This is a genomic window from uncultured Microscilla sp. (genome assembly GCF_947493425.1).
Taxonomy (GTDB): domain Bacteria; phylum Bacteroidota; class Bacteroidia; order Cytophagales; family Microscillaceae; genus Microscilla.
Genome location: NZ_CANLRP010000166.1, coordinates 1 through 18,949 on the forward strand (window position 1 = coordinate 1; position 18,949 = coordinate 18,949).

An 18,949-nucleotide genomic window follows, 5' to 3' on the forward strand; every position below is an offset into this window, starting at 1 on the left:
GATATTTAATAAGCTTTGTGGTTAGGAAAGAAAAACGAGATTCTGCTAGGGTCTCGTTTTTTACTTTAGTACCATTATCAAATCTTCTCAAGTGTGGTTTTTGGGTATTAACCTGAACGACCAAAAACTTACCAATCCTTTTATCAATGGTGTATGGCGCGAAGCCAAAACTACCGACTACCGACTACCGACTTTAGCAGTGTAGGGTCTTTTTTTTTGTGTATTGATACCAATAAAAATGACCAGGTTGGCTAAAAACCACAACCCTGAAAGGTATAAGCAGCAGTAAGCGATCCATTTTTAGTTATTGCCATCCCCTTGGAGTTGAGGGTATAGCCAAATATTTCGAGGCCGGTCATTTGCTCACTTTTAATGTTATATAAAGGCAAAAAACCCCGGTATTCGTTGCCTTCAAAATCAGACACAGGAGCTTCGCTGGTCCATTGGTCACGGTTGGTAGCAATAAAAAAGCACAAATCGGGATTGAACAAAGCAAACGGGCTCAAAGACTTCTCATACGTATACCTTCTGAAGGTCTGATTATCTTTACTCCTTATCTGAATCACATTGCCTTTACCATCTCTTGTGTAGTCAAACTTAAACTTTACTACTGTTCCAGCTTCATCACCATAAATTACCCAAGACTTGCGTTGCCCTTTATTGTCATAGGAAAACTTCCACCATTCCAAAAAATCTCCCGCTTGGTCTTCCTGCCTGATAGAAACAAGCACACCACTCCGATAAGTATAGATATGCCTAAGCACCAACGCCCCCATAATGTATTTGTCTACTGCCTTGATGGTACCATCTGACTGATAGCTCACCAACCACCTAAGTTGTGCTTTATTCTGATGAGTAATTTCTACTAACCTGTGTTGCCCATCATATATATAAATCTGGCTTTTCAATTTGGAATCATTCCCCTCGTATACTCCAGTAAAATCTATTCGCGCAAGTTTACAGGCATTGCCAATGCAGGCTGGCACCATCACAGCACTTGAATAAGCCGAAAACTTACCACCTTGCTTGGCACGCACACGATAATAATAATTGGTTTTAAAATCTACCCCCTGTACTGTGTGCGAACCACCCAATACAGCTTTGTTTCTATAACCTGGCAAATAATCGGTAAAAGTAGTGTTGGTTGCTACCTCCAACGAATACAACTCAGACTCAGACCTTACCTGCCAGCTTGCTGTAAATCCGTTAACTGTTTGGTTAACCACCTGATTGACTACTGGTGCAGGCAATAGACCAGTGACTAACCTCACCACATTCGAGTAGTCAGAGGTTGCTCCAAGCCCTTGTGCTCTTAACCTATAGTAATACACTCTGCTGGCATCAAGCCCCACTACCTCAGCAAAGTTATCAAGCACTGCCAAACTATTATAAGTAGGTAGTATTTGGCTAAAATTAGGATCAAGCGCTACGTCCAACAAATATACCGACGCATTAGGCGCAGGCTGCCAGTTTGCCTTAAAAGAGTTGCTCCCAATGTTGGTGGCGTTGGTAGCTACAGGAGCCTCTAGCATTTTGGTGTTTACGACAATCACTTTAGAATAATTTGACCTGGTTTCGCTGTTGATTGCCCTCACCCTGTAATAGTACTTTTGGTTGGCGTTTAATCCATTGACCAGCAAACGATTAGCAGAGAGATTCAAGTTCGTATAGTTGGGCATGATGTTTTCAAACAATGGGTCGGTAGATACATCTATTTGATAAGAACTTGCTTCACTCATCTGTTTCCAGTTGGCTATAAAACTGGTAAACCCTACTTGAGTAGCAGGCAATGTCTCAGGGCTGGGCAACGAAGTAGTAAATACTGATAGGGCACTGGAGTATTCAGACAATGAATTATTTTTTCGTATTTTCACCCTATAATAGAACTGTTTGCCTACGGCTACATTTTTGACTACCACGTGGGTGTCGGCTACAATTTCTCGCGCTTGATACCCCTCTAGCCATTGGTTAAAGTTTTCGTCAAGCGCTATGTCTAACAGGTAGGCTGTCACCACTGGCATTTTTTTCCAATGTAGCCTAAAACCCGTGGCCGATACATTGCTGGCACGATATACTATTGGAACATCCAATGCTTTGGTGGTCACTTTCACCACATTGGAGCTGGCAGATATTTGGTTAGAGACATTGGCTCTTACTCGATAATAATAGGTAGTATTGGCATTAAGCCCTCTAAAAGTAAGGGAGAGTTTGTTAGCTTTTTTACCCTGATAATCATCCATAATTTGGGTAAAGTTTTCGTCCAGCGCCAAGTCTACTTCATAGCTCCCGGCTCCTGTCACCTTTTTCCAATTAGCTACTAAACTCACCTCTGCTACTTGAGTGGCTTGGGTTGCCACGGGTGAGGGTAAAATAAAATCTTTTTCGAACATTGAGCAGCTACAGAGCAAAGCACTGACAATGAACACCCAAAGGCTTACTTTGACTATTCGATTCATGTAATTTTATAATTTAGATGTTTTGTGGCAAGTATGGTCAAGTCTTTTGCTTTAGCCAAGCCTCGCCATACTATCCTTCCTCAATAAGTAAATGGTATTATAATTTGTAGTGGATCACTCTTGTTGATTTGCCCGATGTCATCGCTTTCTCTATTTAGAGCTTGTGTTATAACCCAATATGATTTTAATATTTAAAAAATGGGAAACCCTAAAAAGATGTAATATTGGGTATCAAGAAGCTTAGAAATGACAAAAAATAGGATGTTGTGTTTTCAGGTAGGTAAGGTAAAACACATTATCGACCACTCTTATACGTAAGTTGTCTCACAAAGTATAATGGAGGCATAGGCTGAAAGAAAGGAAAGTTTGATTTGAATACACTTCTTTGACAACTACACACTCAAGCATACTACTTTGGTATAATACAACCTGAGTAAGTGGGTAATTTAATGAACGATATATAAGCTTGTTGAAACAAAATTGTCCAGCCAATGGCTGTTACAATCTAAAGTTGATACGGTCAATTGTAATCAATGGTTGTCGTATACAAACAAAGACTTAGGAGTATTTGCTAAACAAAAACGACGAAATACCGCTATAAACACGAAATACCGTATAAAAAACCCGTTTTTTGTTCACCAATATTTTGTAAAAACAAAAAATATTAAAATTAACCAACTGATTATCAATATTTTATAAATTATTTTTCACACAAAAACATTTTTGGTATTTGGTTTGAATAAATAGTAGTCAAAGATATTTAATAAGCTTTGTGGTTAGGAAACAAAAAAGACTCTACGGTGTAGGGTCTTTTTTTTGTGGGATGTAGAATTTTTATCTATAAGAAAAAATCGGGTGCTAACTCTGCCCCTGGTTCTACAGCATAATGGTCTAGCCCGGTGATACCTTCAGCTGCCAGCACATCATCATCAATAAAAAAGTTACCTGTACACTCACGATAGTCTTTGCTAAAAATATGGTAAGCTGCATCTGCCATAATCTCAGGCTTGCGCGATTTCTTTACGAGCTGGTCACCACCCGGCATATTGCCCACTGCAGCCGTGGCTATAGTAGTGCGTGGCCACAAAGCATTAAAGGCAATTTTACCTTTAAACTCCCCTGCCATTCCCAACACACACATGCTCATCCCATACTTTGCCATTGTATATGCCACATGAGGCGCAAACCATTTGGTGTCCATGGTAAGCGGTGGTGACAAGTTGAGCACATGAGGGTTTTCAGCTTTGCGCAAATGAGGAATACAGGCTTGTGATACCATAAATGTACCTCGTGTGTTTACCTGGTGCATCAGGTCAAAACGCTTCATTTGGGTCATAAGCGTGCCTGTAAGTTGAATGGCGCTGGCATTGTTTACACAAATGTCTATGCCCCCAAAAGTTTCTACAGCCTTGGCTACGGCTGCTTTTACCGACGCTTCATCACGCACATCTACTACTACTGGCAAAGCTTTGCCTCCTGCTTGTTCCATTTCGGTGGCAGCGGTAAAAATAGTCCCTTCTAGCTTGGGGTGAGGTTCGGCGGTTTTGGCAGCTATCACAATGTTGGCACCTTCGCGGGCGAGACGTAAGCCTATAGCTTTGCCAATGCCTCGACTGGCACCTGTAATAAAAACAGTTTTCCCTTTAAAATTCATTTGATTTATTTTTAGATTTTACAATTCACGGTTTTGAACTTGTCTATTTTTTTCAGAAAAACTCCAAGTTATAAAATAAATTCTGATCGTGAGTTTTTTTCATTGGCGGTGTTCTAAAGACCTGGCTTTTTTCATTATAGCAGTGACTGCCTCGAACAATGCACCTGATTTTCCTCTTGTCAGAAAAACCAAATTAAATCCATATATTTCAAAGAAACTGTGTAATATCAAGCATTCGAAACTAATTTATCACATACAGCCAAGACAAAATCACCAATGAAGACCTTTAAAGTAAGCTTTGACAATGCCCAAGGCGATACATTAGATGCCCGACTAGAGCTACCTGCCGACCAACACCCCCATAACTACGTGTTGTTTGCCCACTGTTTTACTTGTGGTAAAAACCTGGTAGCCATTAAAAACATCAGCCGTTCGCTTACCCGCGATGGTTTTGCGGTGCTCCGGTTTGACTTTACCGGGCTAGGCGAAAGTGAGGGGGAATTTGCTGACACTAACTTTTCGTCTAATATAGAAGACCTTATCCAGGCGGCTAAATTTCTGGAACAAAACTACCAGGCGCCTACTGTGCTTGTGGGGCACTCGCTGGGTGGGGCTGCTGTACTGGCTGCCAAACAACATATTCCAAGCGTAAAAGCCATTGCCACTATAGGGGCACCTTACCACCCTGCCCATGTCACACATTTGTTTCAAAACAGCCAGGAAGAAATAGAAGCTACTGGTGCCGCTGAAGTAAGCATTGGGGGCAGACCCTTTAAAATTAAAAAACAATTTCTCGATGATGTCACTGAGCTAAGTACCAATCATCAACTTATTCATCACCTCAACGCGGCATTGATGGTAATACACTCTCCTGAAGATCAAACCGTGGAGTTAGACAATGCCACTCAAATTTATAAAGCTGCCCAACACCCTCGTAACTTTGTGGCGTTAGATGGTGCCGATCACCTTATGAGCCGCAAGGAGGATTCACTTTATGTGGGTGACGTGATTGCTACATGGGCAAAACGCTATGTTGATATACCTACCCAAACCCGCCTTACCAGTGATGCTCAAACGGTGACACGTACTGGAGAAGAGGGATACACTACCGACATTATCACGGGTAACCATCGCCTTACTGCTGACGAACCTGCCTCGGTAGGCGGCAACGATTTTGGGCCTACACCTTACGACTTGCTCAATGCGGCACTGGGGGCTTGCACTGGTATGACACTGCGCATGTATGCCGACCGTAAAAAATGGGATTTGCAGGGTGTAAAGGTGCACATTGAGCATAACAAAGTGCACGCTCAGGAATGTGCCGATTGTGAAACCGAAAAAGGCAAAGTAGATGAGTTTGTACGCACCATAGAGCTGGAAGGCAACCTGGATGATGACCAACGCAAACGCCTCATGGAGATTGCAGACAAATGCCCGGTACACCGTACTTTACACAATGAGGTGAAGGTGAGAACCAACTTGAAGAGTTAGTGTAGTGGCAAAACACAAGCAACCAGTTTAAGATGACTTGACCTTCAAGCTGGTCTTTTTTTACTCAAAAAACAAAATGAAAATTCAAAAATATAAACATTTTGCTTAAACTGTATTTTCTACTATCTTGCTCTCATGAGCAGAGCATACAAAAACCAAGTTGGAGAAACCGTTACAGAGATTTTTCCTAACTTAAGCAAAACATTTTTTCGTATAGAAATAGTCAAGAATGAACCTCTCGCAGAAGAACTCCTTAGCCCAGAGTTGGTTTTTTTTCAAAAGGTAACGACGATTCAAGGGGAAGAACTTATTATTCATGTAGAGATTCAAAATACGCCACAATCTGATACAACAGACCGTATGAGGGTTTACTACGATTTGATTAGCGTAAAATATGGCTTACCTATTCGTCAATTTGTACTGTCTTTAAAAAAACATATTTCCAAAGACGACACTCAACTACTTGAAGAACGAATACTCAACAATTATCACTCGATAAACATTTGTCAGGTTGACCCTGAGACCTTGCTAGAAGGGTATATTGCTGATATTTTAAGCAATGACGTTTCTTAGGAATTGTTCAAAAATAAATTTACACTCTAAGGGGTGATTTTTCGCCTTGATACTTCGTTATTTTTATTGCCCGTAGCGCTGCTATGGGCGCAAAAAATAGCCTCGTCTCAAAACAAAACCTCTACCTCAAGAATGGTAATTTAATTTCTCACCATTCCTTATCAAAAAGAGGATTCAGAAGGCGCACAAAAAACAGTGCAACAAATCATCTCAATCTTGAAAAAAAAGGGCTTTTCTGACGAAAATATTAACACAGTAACTCCCTTGATAAGGCAGCAAATAGAAAAACACTGATACCCAAAAAGCGCGCAACCTCAAGTAATAAAACCTGAGATTGCACGCTTTTTTAATGCAAAATAATTAAGCAGTTACCAATTCTTTTTCCTGTTTTTTAGGTGCTTTTGGTTTACCTTTACCAAAACGTCCTTTCACCCGATCCCATAACCATTGAACTCCCAGGCAAATTGCCATCATAATAGGCATTGTAATTAATACTTCGCTGGCATTGAACCGCTGAAAACCCACTATGCACATTCCCCAGCATACCATTACCCACTGGATGATATAGAATGAAGTAACCCTGGGGCTCAGATATAAGAAAAAATCAAACACTTTGTTGGGCTTTACTACAGTTGACAACCAGTGCGCAAACCAGGTAAGTAAAAGGCTAAATCCAATAAGGTAAAGCGTGCCCCCAAAACCTAAGTGGAAGAAATCGGCAAAGTGGTACTTAAAATCATAGAGACACAGTGCGCCTCCAACTACCAAAAACACCAACCCATATTGCCACATTCGCTTGAATGTAAGCCCAATGTCTCGCCCAACATCTTGGTAGAGCCTGCCAAAAAATATTCCGGCAAGGATAAAAGCCACCCACGGAAATAAGGTAAAATATACATTGTAATGTACACCCCATAACAAATCTAACACATAGTCTACTCCTTGCACTCCTACCCTAACACCTCTTACAAACGGGGCAATAGCCGCTACAATAATGGCGAGTACCAAGGGTACATACTTGTTTTTAGAGAAGTGGTTGACTACCCCCATTAAAAATAATGACAGTCCGGCAAGCTGTAAAATATCTCCAGTAGACAACATATATAGCATGTTCTCAAAAGTAGCGGGTGGTGTCCAACCATAAGCTTTGATAAAGTTATCGGGCATCACCCCCGCTACAGTAGGCACTATAAACTTCAGAAAGTTCATACCATAACCTACTGCCAGCAAAATAAACCCTCGGCGGAACGACAGCTTCAGGCTCTGGTTGCGCGAAAAGGTAAACGAAAACCCCATAGTAATGAGGAACATACCGGTGCCCTTGCCCATGAGGTGGACAATAGACCCCAGTAAAGTACTGGCTTGGGTATGTTGGTCGCCATACATCCATAGTGTATGAATCACCACCAGCATAGAGGTACTTGCTCCTCTGGCCAAATCGATTGCTTGTATTCTTTTGTTCATTAGTTTAGTTGTTAGTCAATAGTCTGGAAGAGTACCCCCATAGCCTATTGCTTGATTTGTAATACTGAATGCAACGAAATACCTGGTTGAGAAAAAACACTAAAAATGCCTGCTTATAGGCCATATCAAAGGATGTTGACTCCTTATTCATTCAAAAACTTCTACTGCTTGAACGACACCGGATTTTTAAGCACTGATACGAGCTTCAGGCTATTGATCGGGTCGGCAAGGTTAAGCATCTGCTTATGGTTGCCCAACTGCAAACGGTTAAGGCAACAACGCTTAAACTCAGGCACAAACAAGTCGTAACGTTCGTACTTGGCGGCGTGCTCAGGATGGGCACGCTGATAGTCGCGTATACAATTGTGCACTGTTTGCCAAAACTCTTCTTCTTGATAACCTGCCTGGGTGTGTAAAATGACACTCAAAAACCTGAAAAAGCAGTCAAATACATCGGTAAACAAAGACAAAATTTGCATTTCGTCGCTGGCTTCCGTGTACAACCTTTGCACCCTTTCGGGCAAATCGTGTGTATTATCATACAATAGCACCTCTTCGGTAATGTCTTTCATCAACGCCTTTACAGGTACATTGTCTTCTAACACCAACAACAGGTTTTCGCCGTGTGGCATAAACACCACCCCATGCTCAAAAAAGCAATGCAACAAGGGCGTAAAATAACACTTAAGGTATGCCTTGAGCCACGTCTCTACTGTTAGTCCTGCGTCTTGGATCAATAATGGCAACAATGCTTGCCCGTGGGTGTCTACATGCAGCAAAGCTGCCATCGTCACCACCTTTTGGTGCGCTTCCATTTTTTGCGCCGGGCTTTGTCGCCAGAGCGCCGCCAACATTTTGTTTTGTGGATACGCCCTACCCAATGCCTCGAAGTGCTTGTGACGATAGCCTACTGTAGCCACCTCGTCGAGCATCTCGAACCCACACTGTTGCAAAAACGTGTCACTGCCCAACAAGCCCCTTACCCAATCAGTAATGGCAGGCGTGCTTTGCATATAATAAGGCGACAGTCCTCGCATAAAGCCCATGTTGGTAATGCCCATCGAGGTTTTGGTGTAGTACTTTTCGGGGTCGCTGGCGTTGAAAAGCGTTCGAACTGATTGCTGTGCCGAATACAAATCGGTGCTCTCACCCACATACACCAGTTGACGCTGAGCAATGTCGGCAGCATACAAATACACCAACTTATTTGCCCATTGCCAGGGGTGCACTGGCATAAGTACATAATTTTCGGGCGAAAGCCCCACTTTGGTCAACTGTTGATGAAACTGCGCTACCTGTGCCGTGCCCAACTCTTGCTCTAGCAATTGCTCATAAGACAAACCCTCTACTCCAGTATATTGGGCGTAGTCTTTGTGCCCGGCAAGCCATACCAACTTAAAGGGCACATCAGCTTCGGGGGCGTAACGCTCAAAATCTTGCGGGCTGAGCCCCATTTTGCCATTGTTTGCCAAAAAACAAGGATGCCCTTCACGCATGGCATGTTCTACCTCCTGAAAATTCGCCTTTACCAATGCCTTGGCGTCAAGGCGTTCGTTGCGCCACTTATAAGCTGCTGCATACAAAGTTCCCCCTATTTCTTCTAAATAAGTAGCCCGAAATTCTTCGGGTATTTCAAGCTGTTCTTGAAACTCAGCAATAAAATGTAACAAGTCCAATGGAGCTACCGCTGATCCTTTATATTTACAAATACTTTCGGGGGCAATGTGCCAGTGGTCGAGCGCAAACCGTTGAGCAACAAACTCATAACGGATCTGAGGGTCATCGGCATGTACCACATATTGGTTATCTTTACCCTCTATCCTGGTAGGTTTTAGCAATAACTCATGGGCAAACTCGCTCAATGCCTTGCCCACTAAAGTACGGTTTACTTCTTCCCACGGAAGTGGCGCCAAGTGATCTATCGGGGTTTCTTTTTCGCTTACGCGGAAAGCTTTGCGAGCATTGGTGTATTGAGCACGGGTACAAAAAGCCAGGTGCGCCGTTTTATGAGGCAATGTCAACACTTTGTTGTATACAAAGCCTGCTCGTTTGTTCAGCGCGTGTATTTTGTCATTGCGTAAATCGGGCTCTACCACTACCCTTTTTACTCCCTCACTGGCAAACAAAAAATCCATAATGGTAGTAAATACTGCCCAGGTAAAACCCTTGATTTTTTGATCGGGTGGAGCCACCAATACATGCATGCCCCGGTCGCCTGGCTGTACCTCGTAGTAGTTGGCCAGCAAGTCGTGGGTAGGGTCATAACATTCGGTCATAAAAACAGGCTTACCCTGCCAAAACGCCACGTAAATTTCGTAACCAGGTGTAGCAAGCAAATCGCGGTAAGCTTCATATACTTCTTGCACGCTGCTATTGAGCATGCCCCAGTATTGTGCATAGGGTTGGTTGACCCATTCGTGCAAAAAAGCAGTATCTTTTTCCAGCGAAAAGGGACGCAAATCGAAACGTCCCAGTGATGGTATGTCTCTGGAGAATACTACTTCAGTGTTTGGTTGTTCTATATAATTGACAGACATTTTTTTTCTTTTTTTAGTCGGGAGTTAGGAGTTTTTACAGCCTAAAACTATTAGCCTTTAGGCATTAGCTTTAGGCTGGTTTACAAGCATGCTACCTGCTTTATAATACATTGACTTTTAACTACACTTTTTATAAGTCACTAAAAATCAACGTGATAGAAAAAGTATCGTTACCTATGAACCGAATCTACAGCTTGCTGTGATGAGCTCAACGGAGTTAAACAGGGTCTAACTTGCGACTTGTCGCTTAAAGCTTGCCCCCTGTCGGGGCTTTTAACTATTTATAAATTACACAGGTAATAAGCCTATAAACCAGTCTCAAATTTTTAGATCCTGATGCATATCAGTGCTTAAAGCTTGTCGCTTAAACCTTGAGGCTGTAGAAACCATCAACTACCAACTACCGACTCCTGACTATTGGCTAAAGTAAACTCTGCCACTGGGTTCTCAAGCGTACCTATAAACTGTAACAATATAGTAGGGTCGTCTAAGTCAATCATTTGCTTGTGGTTGTTGAGCTGCAAACGATTGAGGCAAGAGAGTTTAAACTCTGGGGCAAACAAGTCGTATTGGGCAAACTTCTCTTTCAACTCAGGAAAACGTTGCTGATAGTCCTGAATATTTTCTGCTACCAACTCCCAAAAACGCTTCTCTGGGAATTGAGCGTGCGCCACCAAAATGGTAGACAAATACCTAAAGAAACCGTCAAACACATCTATAAATATCGACAACAGTTTTACATCTTCTGCCACTGGAGCATACATTCGCTTCAGGTTTTCGGGCAGCTCAAAATCGGGGTTCAAAATCACCGCTTCTTCGGTAATATCTTTCATGAGCGCCTTTACAGGTACGTGGTCTTCCAATACCAAAATCAGGTTTTCGCCGTGCGGCATAAACACCAAATCGTACTGATAAAAACAATGCAACAAAGGGCTAAGGTATGCCTTTAGGTAAGCCCGCAACCAGTCGTCGGTACTTAAGCCCGAAGCCTTGATCAACTCTGGCACCAAAGCATTGTCTTCTTGGTCTATATGTAGCAAAGCTGCCATAGTAGTCAGGCGTTGGCGTTCGTTGATCTTGCTCATGGGGCTTTCGCGCCAGAGCGACGCCAGCATTTTGTTGTAATCGTTGTGAGGCCCCAGCTCTTCGTAATAAGGGTTTACATAACTTACTGAAGCAATTTCACCCAACATCTCAAAGCCTGTTTCTTTGATGTAGTCATCTTTCATCAACAAGTCTTCAAGCCAAACTGCCATCTCTGGAGCGGTACCCAAGTAATACAAAGGCAAACCACGCATAAAACCCATATTGAGGATAGAAAGCGAAGACTTGGTGTAAAACTTATGCGGGTTGGTCACATTAAACAGCGTACGCACCGACTGTTGTGCCATATATTGGTCGGGACCATAGCCCAGGCAAATCAACTTTCCGTTGGCTATTTCGGGGGAGAAAATATTCGCTAATTTGTTAAACCATTGCCACGGATGGATAGGAATAAACACATAATCGGCTGGATCAAACCCCTGGTGTTCAATGGTTTGATTAAACGAAGTACGGGTTGCCTCGTCTAGCTCATGCGCAATGAGGGTGTTGTAAGGCAAATCGGCGGTACCCGCATACACTGCGCGGTCTTTGTGCCCCGCCAACCACAACAAAGCAAACGAATTGCCTGCTTCGGGTGCATAAGCTCTATAGTCGCCACTGTCAAATCCAATGCGCCCATTGTTTGCCACAAAGCCAGGGTGTCCTTCCATCATAGACTGCTCTATAGTCTGAAAATCAGCCACAGCAAGCTCTTTAGACACAGGGTTATTTTTAATATGTTTGTAGGCACTGCCATACAAAGTACTGGTGATTTCTTCGAGGTACACAGGCATTTGCTCAGGTATAATACCCAATTGTTCTCTAAACTCTTTGATAAACCACAAGGCATCTAAAGCTTCAGGCACATCGTTGCGGTATTTTTCAATCGAGTCGGCATCTATCAATAAATGATTGAGTGCCAGTGGTTGAGCTTTGAAAGTATAATATATTTCTTCAGCATCGCTTGCCAACGAGTACAAATGCCACATCTGCCCATCTTCCAGCACACCAGGGCTTATGATTTTAGGGGTAATCAAACGTTCGTGGGCAAACTCGGTGATTGCTTTGCGTACCAATAAACGGTTTGCTTTTGCCCAAATACCAGGGTTGATGTGGGCAATTGCCTGTTGGGGCGATACAGTATTGTTGATATTATTCATAGCACTTCTTTTGATAACCTCGCGTAGGTTTTTATTTTTCAAATAATTTTGTTTGGTATAAAAAGCCAATTGAGCCGTTTTGTGGGGCAAACTCACGATGGCATCCAGCACAAAACCGATGCGTTCGCAAATCGCAAACATTTTTTTGTTCCTGATGTCAGGTTCTACCAAAATGCGTAGCACAGTAGCATCGTCAAATACAAAATCGGTAATTGCCCGAAACACATGCCAGGTAAAATTTACCTTGGGGCGATTGGGCGGAGCCATCAAAATATGAATGCCACAATCGCCAGGGCGTACCTGGTAATGTTTGCCTATTTCATCGGTTTGGGGGGCGTAACGTTCCAGCAAAAAAGCCATTTCGTCGTTGTACTCCCCTACCAATACCTCGTAGTTTTCGCGTGCCAGTAGTTGCTCATATTCCGCTTTTACCGTTGCCACGGAAGAGTTTTGCAAGCCCCAAAACACTGCATACTCAAGGTTTACCCATTGATGCAAGCGTTCGATGTCTTGCTCGACGTCTAGCCTCCTGAACCCAATCGTTCCGAAGCCTTCCACCGTTTTTTTATATAATATTTTTTGTTTCATAGATTTAGGTAATTAGTCGATAGCTTCTACAGCCTCAAGTCCTTAGATGCCGATGCCTATCGGTGCTCTGCGTCAGCTACGCCAGCATTGGTCGATAGTTTTATAACTTAGTCCTTGGTTACACTTTAGTCCATAGTATGGATGCCTACGATCAAATCATCTCTAAAAAAGTAGCATTGATAGTTAGCAATTTCTACACTACGCCCCTAAGGAATTGTTCAAAAATAAATTTACACTCTGAGGGGTGATTTTTCGCCTTGATACTTCGTTATTTTTATTACCCGTAGCGCTGCTATGGGCGCAAAAAATAGCCTCGTCTCAAAACAAAACCTCTACCTCAAGAATGGTAATTTAATTTCTCACCATTCCTAAGGAATGGTACCAAAATAAATACGCATTCTTAACCTCATCTTTCGCTGACAGAATTCGTTAAAAAAACTTGTCGTAGCGCTGCTATGCCGCGTTTTTTTGCCTCTCCTGCCAACAAAATATTTTGGCGTTACTATAGAACTTTATTTTTACACCATTCCTAAGAGAGTAAAATACACACTCTTCTAATTACTCCCGACTTTTAACCACACTTTTTATAAGTTACTGAAAATCAATATTATACAAAAGTATAGTTACTTGTTAAACAGGGTCTAGCTTGCGACTTGTCGCTTGAAGCTTACCCCTGTCGGGGCTCTGGACTAACCACTAACTCCCGACTCCTGACTCTGGACTCCTGACTCTGGACTCCCGGCTATACAGAAAAAACAGCGCAAAAGCCACCAATGATACACCAAAACCAACCAAGGCTATCCAAAATGGCATTTGCAGACCTTGAGTATCTACTACAATGCCCACCGAAAATGAAGCAAGTAGTACACCCAGGTTTTGAAAAAAGTGGATTTTGCTATAGTCTACAGCATAAGACTCAGGGTTACTCAATTGAAACAATAGGGCATCAAAACGTACCATTCCCTGAAAAATAGCCCAACCATAGAGTATGCGTCCCATCACTACTACAGGCACCCAAGGGGCCACTTGCAAAAAAAGACCTGCCATACCCAACACCAAAGCCACCGCAATGCGTTGGTAATCATTCCCCTGGTCGCCTGCGTGCTTGCGGCTCCACCAGAGAGCAAACACCGCCACAAACCCTGGAATAGCGTACATAAACCCCGAAACCAATTGGCTGCCAGTGCCTGATATTGCTTCCCAGTAACGGGCAAAAAAGGGACGAATGATAAAATCGGCAAAGTATAATACCAGGGTAATGAGCCCAATTTTGAGTACAAAACCTTTGGGCACCAGTGGACTGTTTTTTGGCGTGTCTTCGCCACCGTCAGGGGTGGGCAGCTCTATATTAAAGCGAGGGCTTTTGAGCAAATAAATGCTCATGCCCATTTGAATAAAATCGCCCGCCGCCATGACCAAAAATATATAGGCTGGATTGACCATGTCTACCACCAACCCACCTATGACTGCCCCCAAAATACCACCCAAGTGCACTACTACCGACAAAATGCCAATGGTGCGGGTGTGGGCTTCGGGTTTGATAATGCGTAAAATAAAGGGATACACCAGCAAATAACTGCCCTTGAAACAAACCATCGTGAGCGAGGCAATCCAAAACACCTGCAACGAGGTTGTATAAAAACAATACAGGGCAAGTATGCCTGCTACTAGTTGGGTATATACCAATATGCGTAGCTCAGCTACCCGTTTAGACACATACGCCCAAAACGGAAAAGCCAACATGACCATAAAGCAGATGGCGGCAAAATAGTAGCCTACCATCTTGGGGTTGGTGACCCCAAACCTTGCCTCAAAAAATTGAGGATAAAATGGGTGCAGTAGATAATCGCTCACCACTGCTACCATGGTCATCCAGATGAGAAAATTTCTTAAACTATTCATAATTTTAGAATGTTAGTCGGGAGTTCATAGTTGGTAGTCGGGAGTAGCTGACGCAAACTACAACAACTTGAGGTTGGAGAAGCTACTAACTACTGACTACTGACTCCCGACTCTTGACTCTTGACTACTCATTGTCAAATTTGCGAATAAGCAAACTACAATAACTTGAGGTTGGAGAAGCTACTAACTACTGACTCCTGACTCCCGACTACTTATTGTCAAATGTGCGAATAAGCAAACTACAACAACTTGAGGTTGGAGAAGCTACTAACTACTGACTCCCGACTTTGGACTACGATTAGCCTCAAGCTTGTTGCTTGTCGCTAGAAGTTTGAGCCTGTGGAGGCTACTGACTCCCGACTATTGACTATTGACTATTGACTAACAACTACCTCCTCTTCGGCTGAAACCCCAAACTGTTGAAAAGCAATTTTTTGCTCTACAGGATAGTGATCTTTGCCCGTAAGCTCGCGAATGATGTAAGCATTGCGGTAACAACCCATGCCCAGATCCGGAGTTACAAAGCCGTGGGTATGCAACTCGGCATTTTGCACAAATACTTCGCTGCTGTTGGTGTCAATACTGTAGTTGCGGTTTACATCATAGCGTCCTTGTTTGTCCCAACGAATGCGTTGACGGATACCTTCGATAAAACCAGGTTGTTGGTAGCCATATCCCGTAGCCATTACCAAGCCCTCGGTTTGATGTTGGTAGTGTTTGTCCTCTTCGCGTTGATGCAAGGTAAGTTCAAACTGGTCGCCTTCTTTACGCAACTCTTTGAGTTCGGCGTGGGTACGTAGGCTTTTTACAGTTTGTACCTCAGAGATTTGCTGGATGTATAACAAATCGTAAATATCATTGATCAAGTCGGCATTGATGCCTTTGTACAAATGCTTTTGATTGCTAATGATATGGTCGCGCTGGCGGGCGGGCAAAGCGTGAAAATAATCTACATACTCAGGCGAAGTCATTTCAAGGGTTAGTTTGCTGTATTCTAACGGAAAGAAACGCGGCGAACGAGTAATCCAGTGTAACTCATACCCTTTGTCTTCAATGTCTTGCAACAGGTCATAGTAAATCTCAGCGGCACTTTGTCCACTACCCAATACTGTGATGCTTTTCTTGTTTTGTAAAGCTTTTTTGTTGGGCAGATAATTGGCTGAATGCACCAAATCGTCGCGGTGAGCCTCAGCACAAGCAGGCACTATAGGGCTTGTGCCCGTACCCAATACCAGCTTACGGGTTTTGTACACTTCGGTAGTGTTAGTTTCCTGATTGGTTACAGTAAGGTAATATAAGCCCTCAGCCTCTTTGTAGTGTACTTCGTCTACTCCACGGTTAAAACACACATTAGACAATTGTCGAATCACCCACTGACAATATTGGTTGTACTCGTTGCGTAATAACAAGAAGTTTTCGCGGATATAAAAAGAGTAAATACGCCCTTGTTGTTTGATATAATTCAAAAAACTATAAGGGCTGGTAGGGTCGGCAAGGGTTACCAGGTCGGCCATAAAAGGAATTTGTAGCGTAGTAGTAGGCATGAGCATGCCAGGGTGCCAGTCAAAGTTGGCTTTCTTTTCCAGAAATAAGCCATCCAAGCCTTCGATTGGTTCAGTCAAACAAGCCAGGCTTAGATTAAAAGGTCCAAGACCAATGGCAATAAAATCGTATACTTTAGTTGTCATGTTTTTTCTTTTAGTTTTTTAGTTGGGAGTCGGGAGCTTCTACAGCGTCAAGTCCTTAGATACCGATGCCTATCGGTGCTTTTAGCAACAAACTTCAAGTCTTTAGTCCCGAAGAATTGAGGGATGACGCTGCCCTACAAGCAACTTGTCAATTCATAAAATTCTGATTTTTAATGGCTTACAAAATCGATAGATGGGAATTGAGAGTTTCTACGACCTCAAGTCCTTAGATGCCGATGCACATCAGTGCTTTTAGCTCTTAATCTTTAGCTTGAGGTTGCTGCATTTAGGTTTTTAGTTTCGCTTTGCGAACCATTTCAACCATAAAGCCATATAACCATTCTAAAATCGCTTTGTGTTACCATTAACTATGTAAAGAGCTACCGACTACGGACTACTAACTTTTGGCTACTCACATACTCCGCCGCCTTTGCCACTATTAGCCCTATAATGTGCTGCAAATGAGTAACAGTAGTATTAGGGTTGAGTAAAGTAAATTTGAGGTAAATATTTCCATTAAGACGGGTACTGGCAACAGAGGCAAGCCCCGAATTGAACAAAGTGTTTTTGATATACAAATTGGCTTCGTCCAGTTGGGCATTGGTTGCCTCGTTGGGCAATAAGTAGCGAAAAACTACCGTGCTTAGCTCAGGTTCGTGCGCCAGTTCAAAACAACCCTGCGCCTGTAGTAGCTCATAAGCATCTATAGCACGGCGGTGCACCGTTTCGAGGTAATAAATTAAGTCGGTCTCGTCTACCATACGCAAAGTAAACCAAAGCTTCAGGGCATCAAACCGGCGGGTGGTTTGTACCGACTTTACAATCAGGTTCTGAAAATCAGCCTCTTTGGTTTCTATCGGGTTCAAGTAGTCGGCATAGTGCGACACATACCTAAAGTTTTGCTGGTTGGCCACCAAAAAAGCACTTGAACATACTGGCTGAAACAAGGTTTTATGAAAATCTATAGTGATAGAATCGGCATACTGTGCCCCCTCAAACAAGTGTTTATGGGTATGCGTAAGGGCAAAACAACCTCCATACGCCCCATCTACGTGAAACCACATATCGTTGGCTTTGGCTACCGCGCATACCTCGTTGAGCGGGTCAAAGCTACCAAAATCGGTAGTACCCGCAGTAGCAAATACTGCTATAGGCAAGTTGCCTTGTTGTTTTTCTTTGCGAATGGCTGCCTGTAGTGCATCAGGCTTCATCTTAAAACGCTCGTCAGTTTCTACTACTACCACCGAGTTGTAGCCCATCCCCAACAATGCCGCGTTTTTCTTTACACTAAAATGAGCTTTGTCTGAACAAAACACTCTAAACTTGCTTACCTCAGGCGTCAGACCTTCTTGCTTGATGTTTACGCCCAAGTGTTTAAATGCATAATCGTCTCTTGCCATGAGCAAGCCCATAAAGTTAGACTGGGTACCTCCACTGGTAAACACTCCATCGGCGGTTTGGGGTAAGTCAAACAAACGACAAGTCCAATTAATCATTTCTTGCTCTATGAGCGTAGCCGAAGTGCTCTGATCCCAGGTTTCTACGGCAGTGTTTAACGATGAAGCAATAAAATCGCCTACCAATGCCGGAATCAACACCGGACAGTTGAGGTGCGCTATATAATCAGGGTGATGAAAAGCAATGGCATGGTCGAGATACAATTCCTTGAGTTCACTCAAGGTATCTTCCAAATTAAGCGGTTGGTCGAGCTTGCCCACAATGGTTTGCATCTGCTGCTTTAGTTGGCTTACACTAGCCCCACTATAGAATTGGTCTTTATCGAAAAACCGGGAAATCTCAGTCAAGGCTTGCCCTATACTTTCGGCAAACTTGTCTTTCGACGTACTATCCAAAAAAGCAGGTGATAGTGTTGATATATTCATTATGGATGGATGAACTTTCATTGAACTAGTTCTTTATTTTTAATTAGTCTAAATAAGAATAATAGCGCAACAAAAGTATGGAGAGGTAAAACTATTCGCAAGTGCTTTCTGAAAATATTCTAAAAAAAGAATTAAATAAGATCCTAACTATCTGATAATCAAGGTTAAAAATTTAAATATAACTTATCTATATTTAATTATTAATATTTTTAGCCCTCAAAGTGTACAGTAAAAAATAGAACACGAATAGAAATGCAAAGATCGTATTTATTTAGACTTATTATCAATAATAGTTTGATTAGAATTATTCTAAATAATATATTTGCCCAATTAGTTGATAGTTTTTAGTCGGGAGTTGGGAGCTTTAGTCGATAGTTGGGAGTCAGGAGTCGGTAGTTTTTAGCTTCGCGCCAACAACTAAAAGCTTACAGGGGCTACCGACCAATGCTATTTCCTTAACGATTTTTTAT

General features: G+C 42.7%; 10 protein-coding genes. 2 read left to right on the plus strand and 8 right to left on the minus strand.

From position 1 onward, the window contains the following. Window positions 1–251: 251 nt before the first annotated feature. Window positions 252–2,456, minus strand: a complete 2,205-nt coding sequence (locus Q0954_RS27270) for a fibronectin type III domain-containing protein (protein WP_299462745.1) — start codon at window positions 2,454–2,456, stop codon at window positions 252–254. 838 nt (window positions 2,457–3,294) lie between these two features. Then, window positions 3,295–4,110, minus strand: coding sequence for an NAD(P)-dependent oxidoreductase (locus Q0954_RS27275; protein WP_299462748.1), 816 nt, complete (start codon window positions 4,108–4,110; stop codon window positions 3,295–3,297). 276 nt (window positions 4,111–4,386) lie between these two features. On the opposite strand from Q0954_RS27275, the gene Q0954_RS27280 reads away from it, so the two are divergent. Together Q0954_RS27280 and Q0954_RS27285 are read left to right on the plus strand one after the other, a co-directional pair. Next, window positions 4,387–5,601, plus strand: coding sequence for a bifunctional alpha/beta hydrolase/OsmC family protein (locus Q0954_RS27280; RefSeq protein ID WP_299462751.1), 1,215 nt, complete (start codon window positions 4,387–4,389; stop codon window positions 5,599–5,601). A gap of 135 nt (window positions 5,602–5,736) precedes the next feature. Further along, the gene (locus tag Q0954_RS27285) at window positions 5,737–6,174 is read left to right on the plus strand and encodes a hypothetical protein (RefSeq protein WP_299462753.1); all 438 of its coding nucleotides are present in this window, start codon (window positions 5,737–5,739) and stop codon (window positions 6,172–6,174) included. A gap of 360 nt (window positions 6,175–6,534) precedes the next feature. Here Q0954_RS27285 and Q0954_RS27290 read toward each other — a convergent pair whose 3' ends face one another. From Q0954_RS27290 to Q0954_RS27315, 6 genes are all read right to left on the minus strand, one after another. Beyond that, window positions 6,535–7,638 (minus strand): heparan-alpha-glucosaminide N-acetyltransferase domain-containing protein, encoded by a 1,104-nt coding sequence (locus Q0954_RS27290; RefSeq protein WP_299462756.1) that lies wholly within the window; start codon window positions 7,636–7,638, stop codon window positions 6,535–6,537. Window positions 7,639–7,799: 161 nt separating this feature from the next. After that, window positions 7,800–10,175, minus strand: coding sequence for a GNAT family N-acetyltransferase (locus Q0954_RS27295; RefSeq protein WP_299462759.1), 2,376 nt, complete (start codon window positions 10,173–10,175; stop codon window positions 7,800–7,802). A 389-nt stretch (window positions 10,176–10,564) separates the two neighbouring features. Then, window positions 10,565–13,006 (minus strand): GNAT family N-acetyltransferase, encoded by a 2,442-nt coding sequence (locus tag Q0954_RS27300; RefSeq protein WP_299462762.1) that lies wholly within the window; start codon window positions 13,004–13,006, stop codon window positions 10,565–10,567. 696 nt (window positions 13,007–13,702) lie between these two features. After that, window positions 13,703–14,908: an MFS transporter gene (locus Q0954_RS27305; RefSeq protein ID WP_299462765.1), complete on the minus strand. Its 1,206-nt coding sequence runs from the start codon at window positions 14,906–14,908 to the stop codon at window positions 13,703–13,705. 374 nt (window positions 14,909–15,282) lie between these two features. Next, complete coding sequence (locus Q0954_RS27310) at window positions 15,283–16,596, minus strand: lysine N(6)-hydroxylase/L-ornithine N(5)-oxygenase family protein (RefSeq protein WP_299462768.1); 1,314 nt, start codon at window positions 16,594–16,596, stop codon at window positions 15,283–15,285. A 380-nt stretch (window positions 16,597–16,976) separates the two neighbouring features. Then, window positions 16,977–18,479, minus strand: a complete 1,503-nt coding sequence (locus Q0954_RS27315; RefSeq protein WP_299462771.1) for a pyridoxal-dependent decarboxylase — start codon at window positions 18,477–18,479, stop codon at window positions 16,977–16,979. Window positions 18,480–18,949 lie beyond the last annotated feature (470 nt).

What these genes read in the sequence shown, in the direction of transcription:
- Q0954_RS27270 (WP_299462745.1), bottom strand. Translation starts at nt 2,456, where the DNA reads ATGAATCGAATAGTCAAAGTAAGCCTTTGGGTGTTCATTGTCAGTGCT.
- Q0954_RS27295 (WP_299462759.1), bottom strand. Translation starts at nt 10,175, where the DNA reads ATGTCTGTCAATTATATAGAACAACCAAACACTGAAGTAGTATTCTCC.
- Q0954_RS27300 (WP_299462762.1), bottom strand. Translation starts at nt 13,006, where the DNA reads ATGAAACAAAAAATATTATATAAAAAAACGGTGGAAGGCTTCGGAACG.
- Q0954_RS27280 (WP_299462751.1), top strand. Translation starts at nt 4,387, where the DNA reads ATGAAGACCTTTAAAGTAAGCTTTGACAATGCCCAAGGCGATACATTA.
- Q0954_RS27275 (WP_299462748.1), bottom strand. Translation starts at nt 4,110, where the DNA reads ATGAATTTTAAAGGGAAAACTGTTTTTATTACAGGTGCCAGTCGAGGC.
- Q0954_RS27285 (WP_299462753.1), top strand. Translation starts at nt 5,737, where the DNA reads ATGAGCAGAGCATACAAAAACCAAGTTGGAGAAACCGTTACAGAGATT.
- Q0954_RS27305 (WP_299462765.1), bottom strand. Translation starts at nt 14,908, where the DNA reads ATGAATAGTTTAAGAAATTTTCTCATCTGGATGACCATGGTAGCAGTG.
- Q0954_RS27310 (WP_299462768.1), bottom strand. Translation starts at nt 16,596, where the DNA reads ATGACAACTAAAGTATACGATTTTATTGCCATTGGTCTTGGACCTTTT.
- Q0954_RS27290 (WP_299462756.1), bottom strand. Translation starts at nt 7,638, where the DNA reads ATGAACAAAAGAATACAAGCAATCGATTTGGCCAGAGGAGCAAGTACC.
- Q0954_RS27315 (WP_299462771.1), bottom strand. Translation starts at nt 18,479, where the DNA reads ATGAATATATCAACACTATCACCTGCTTTTTTGGATAGTACGTCGAAA.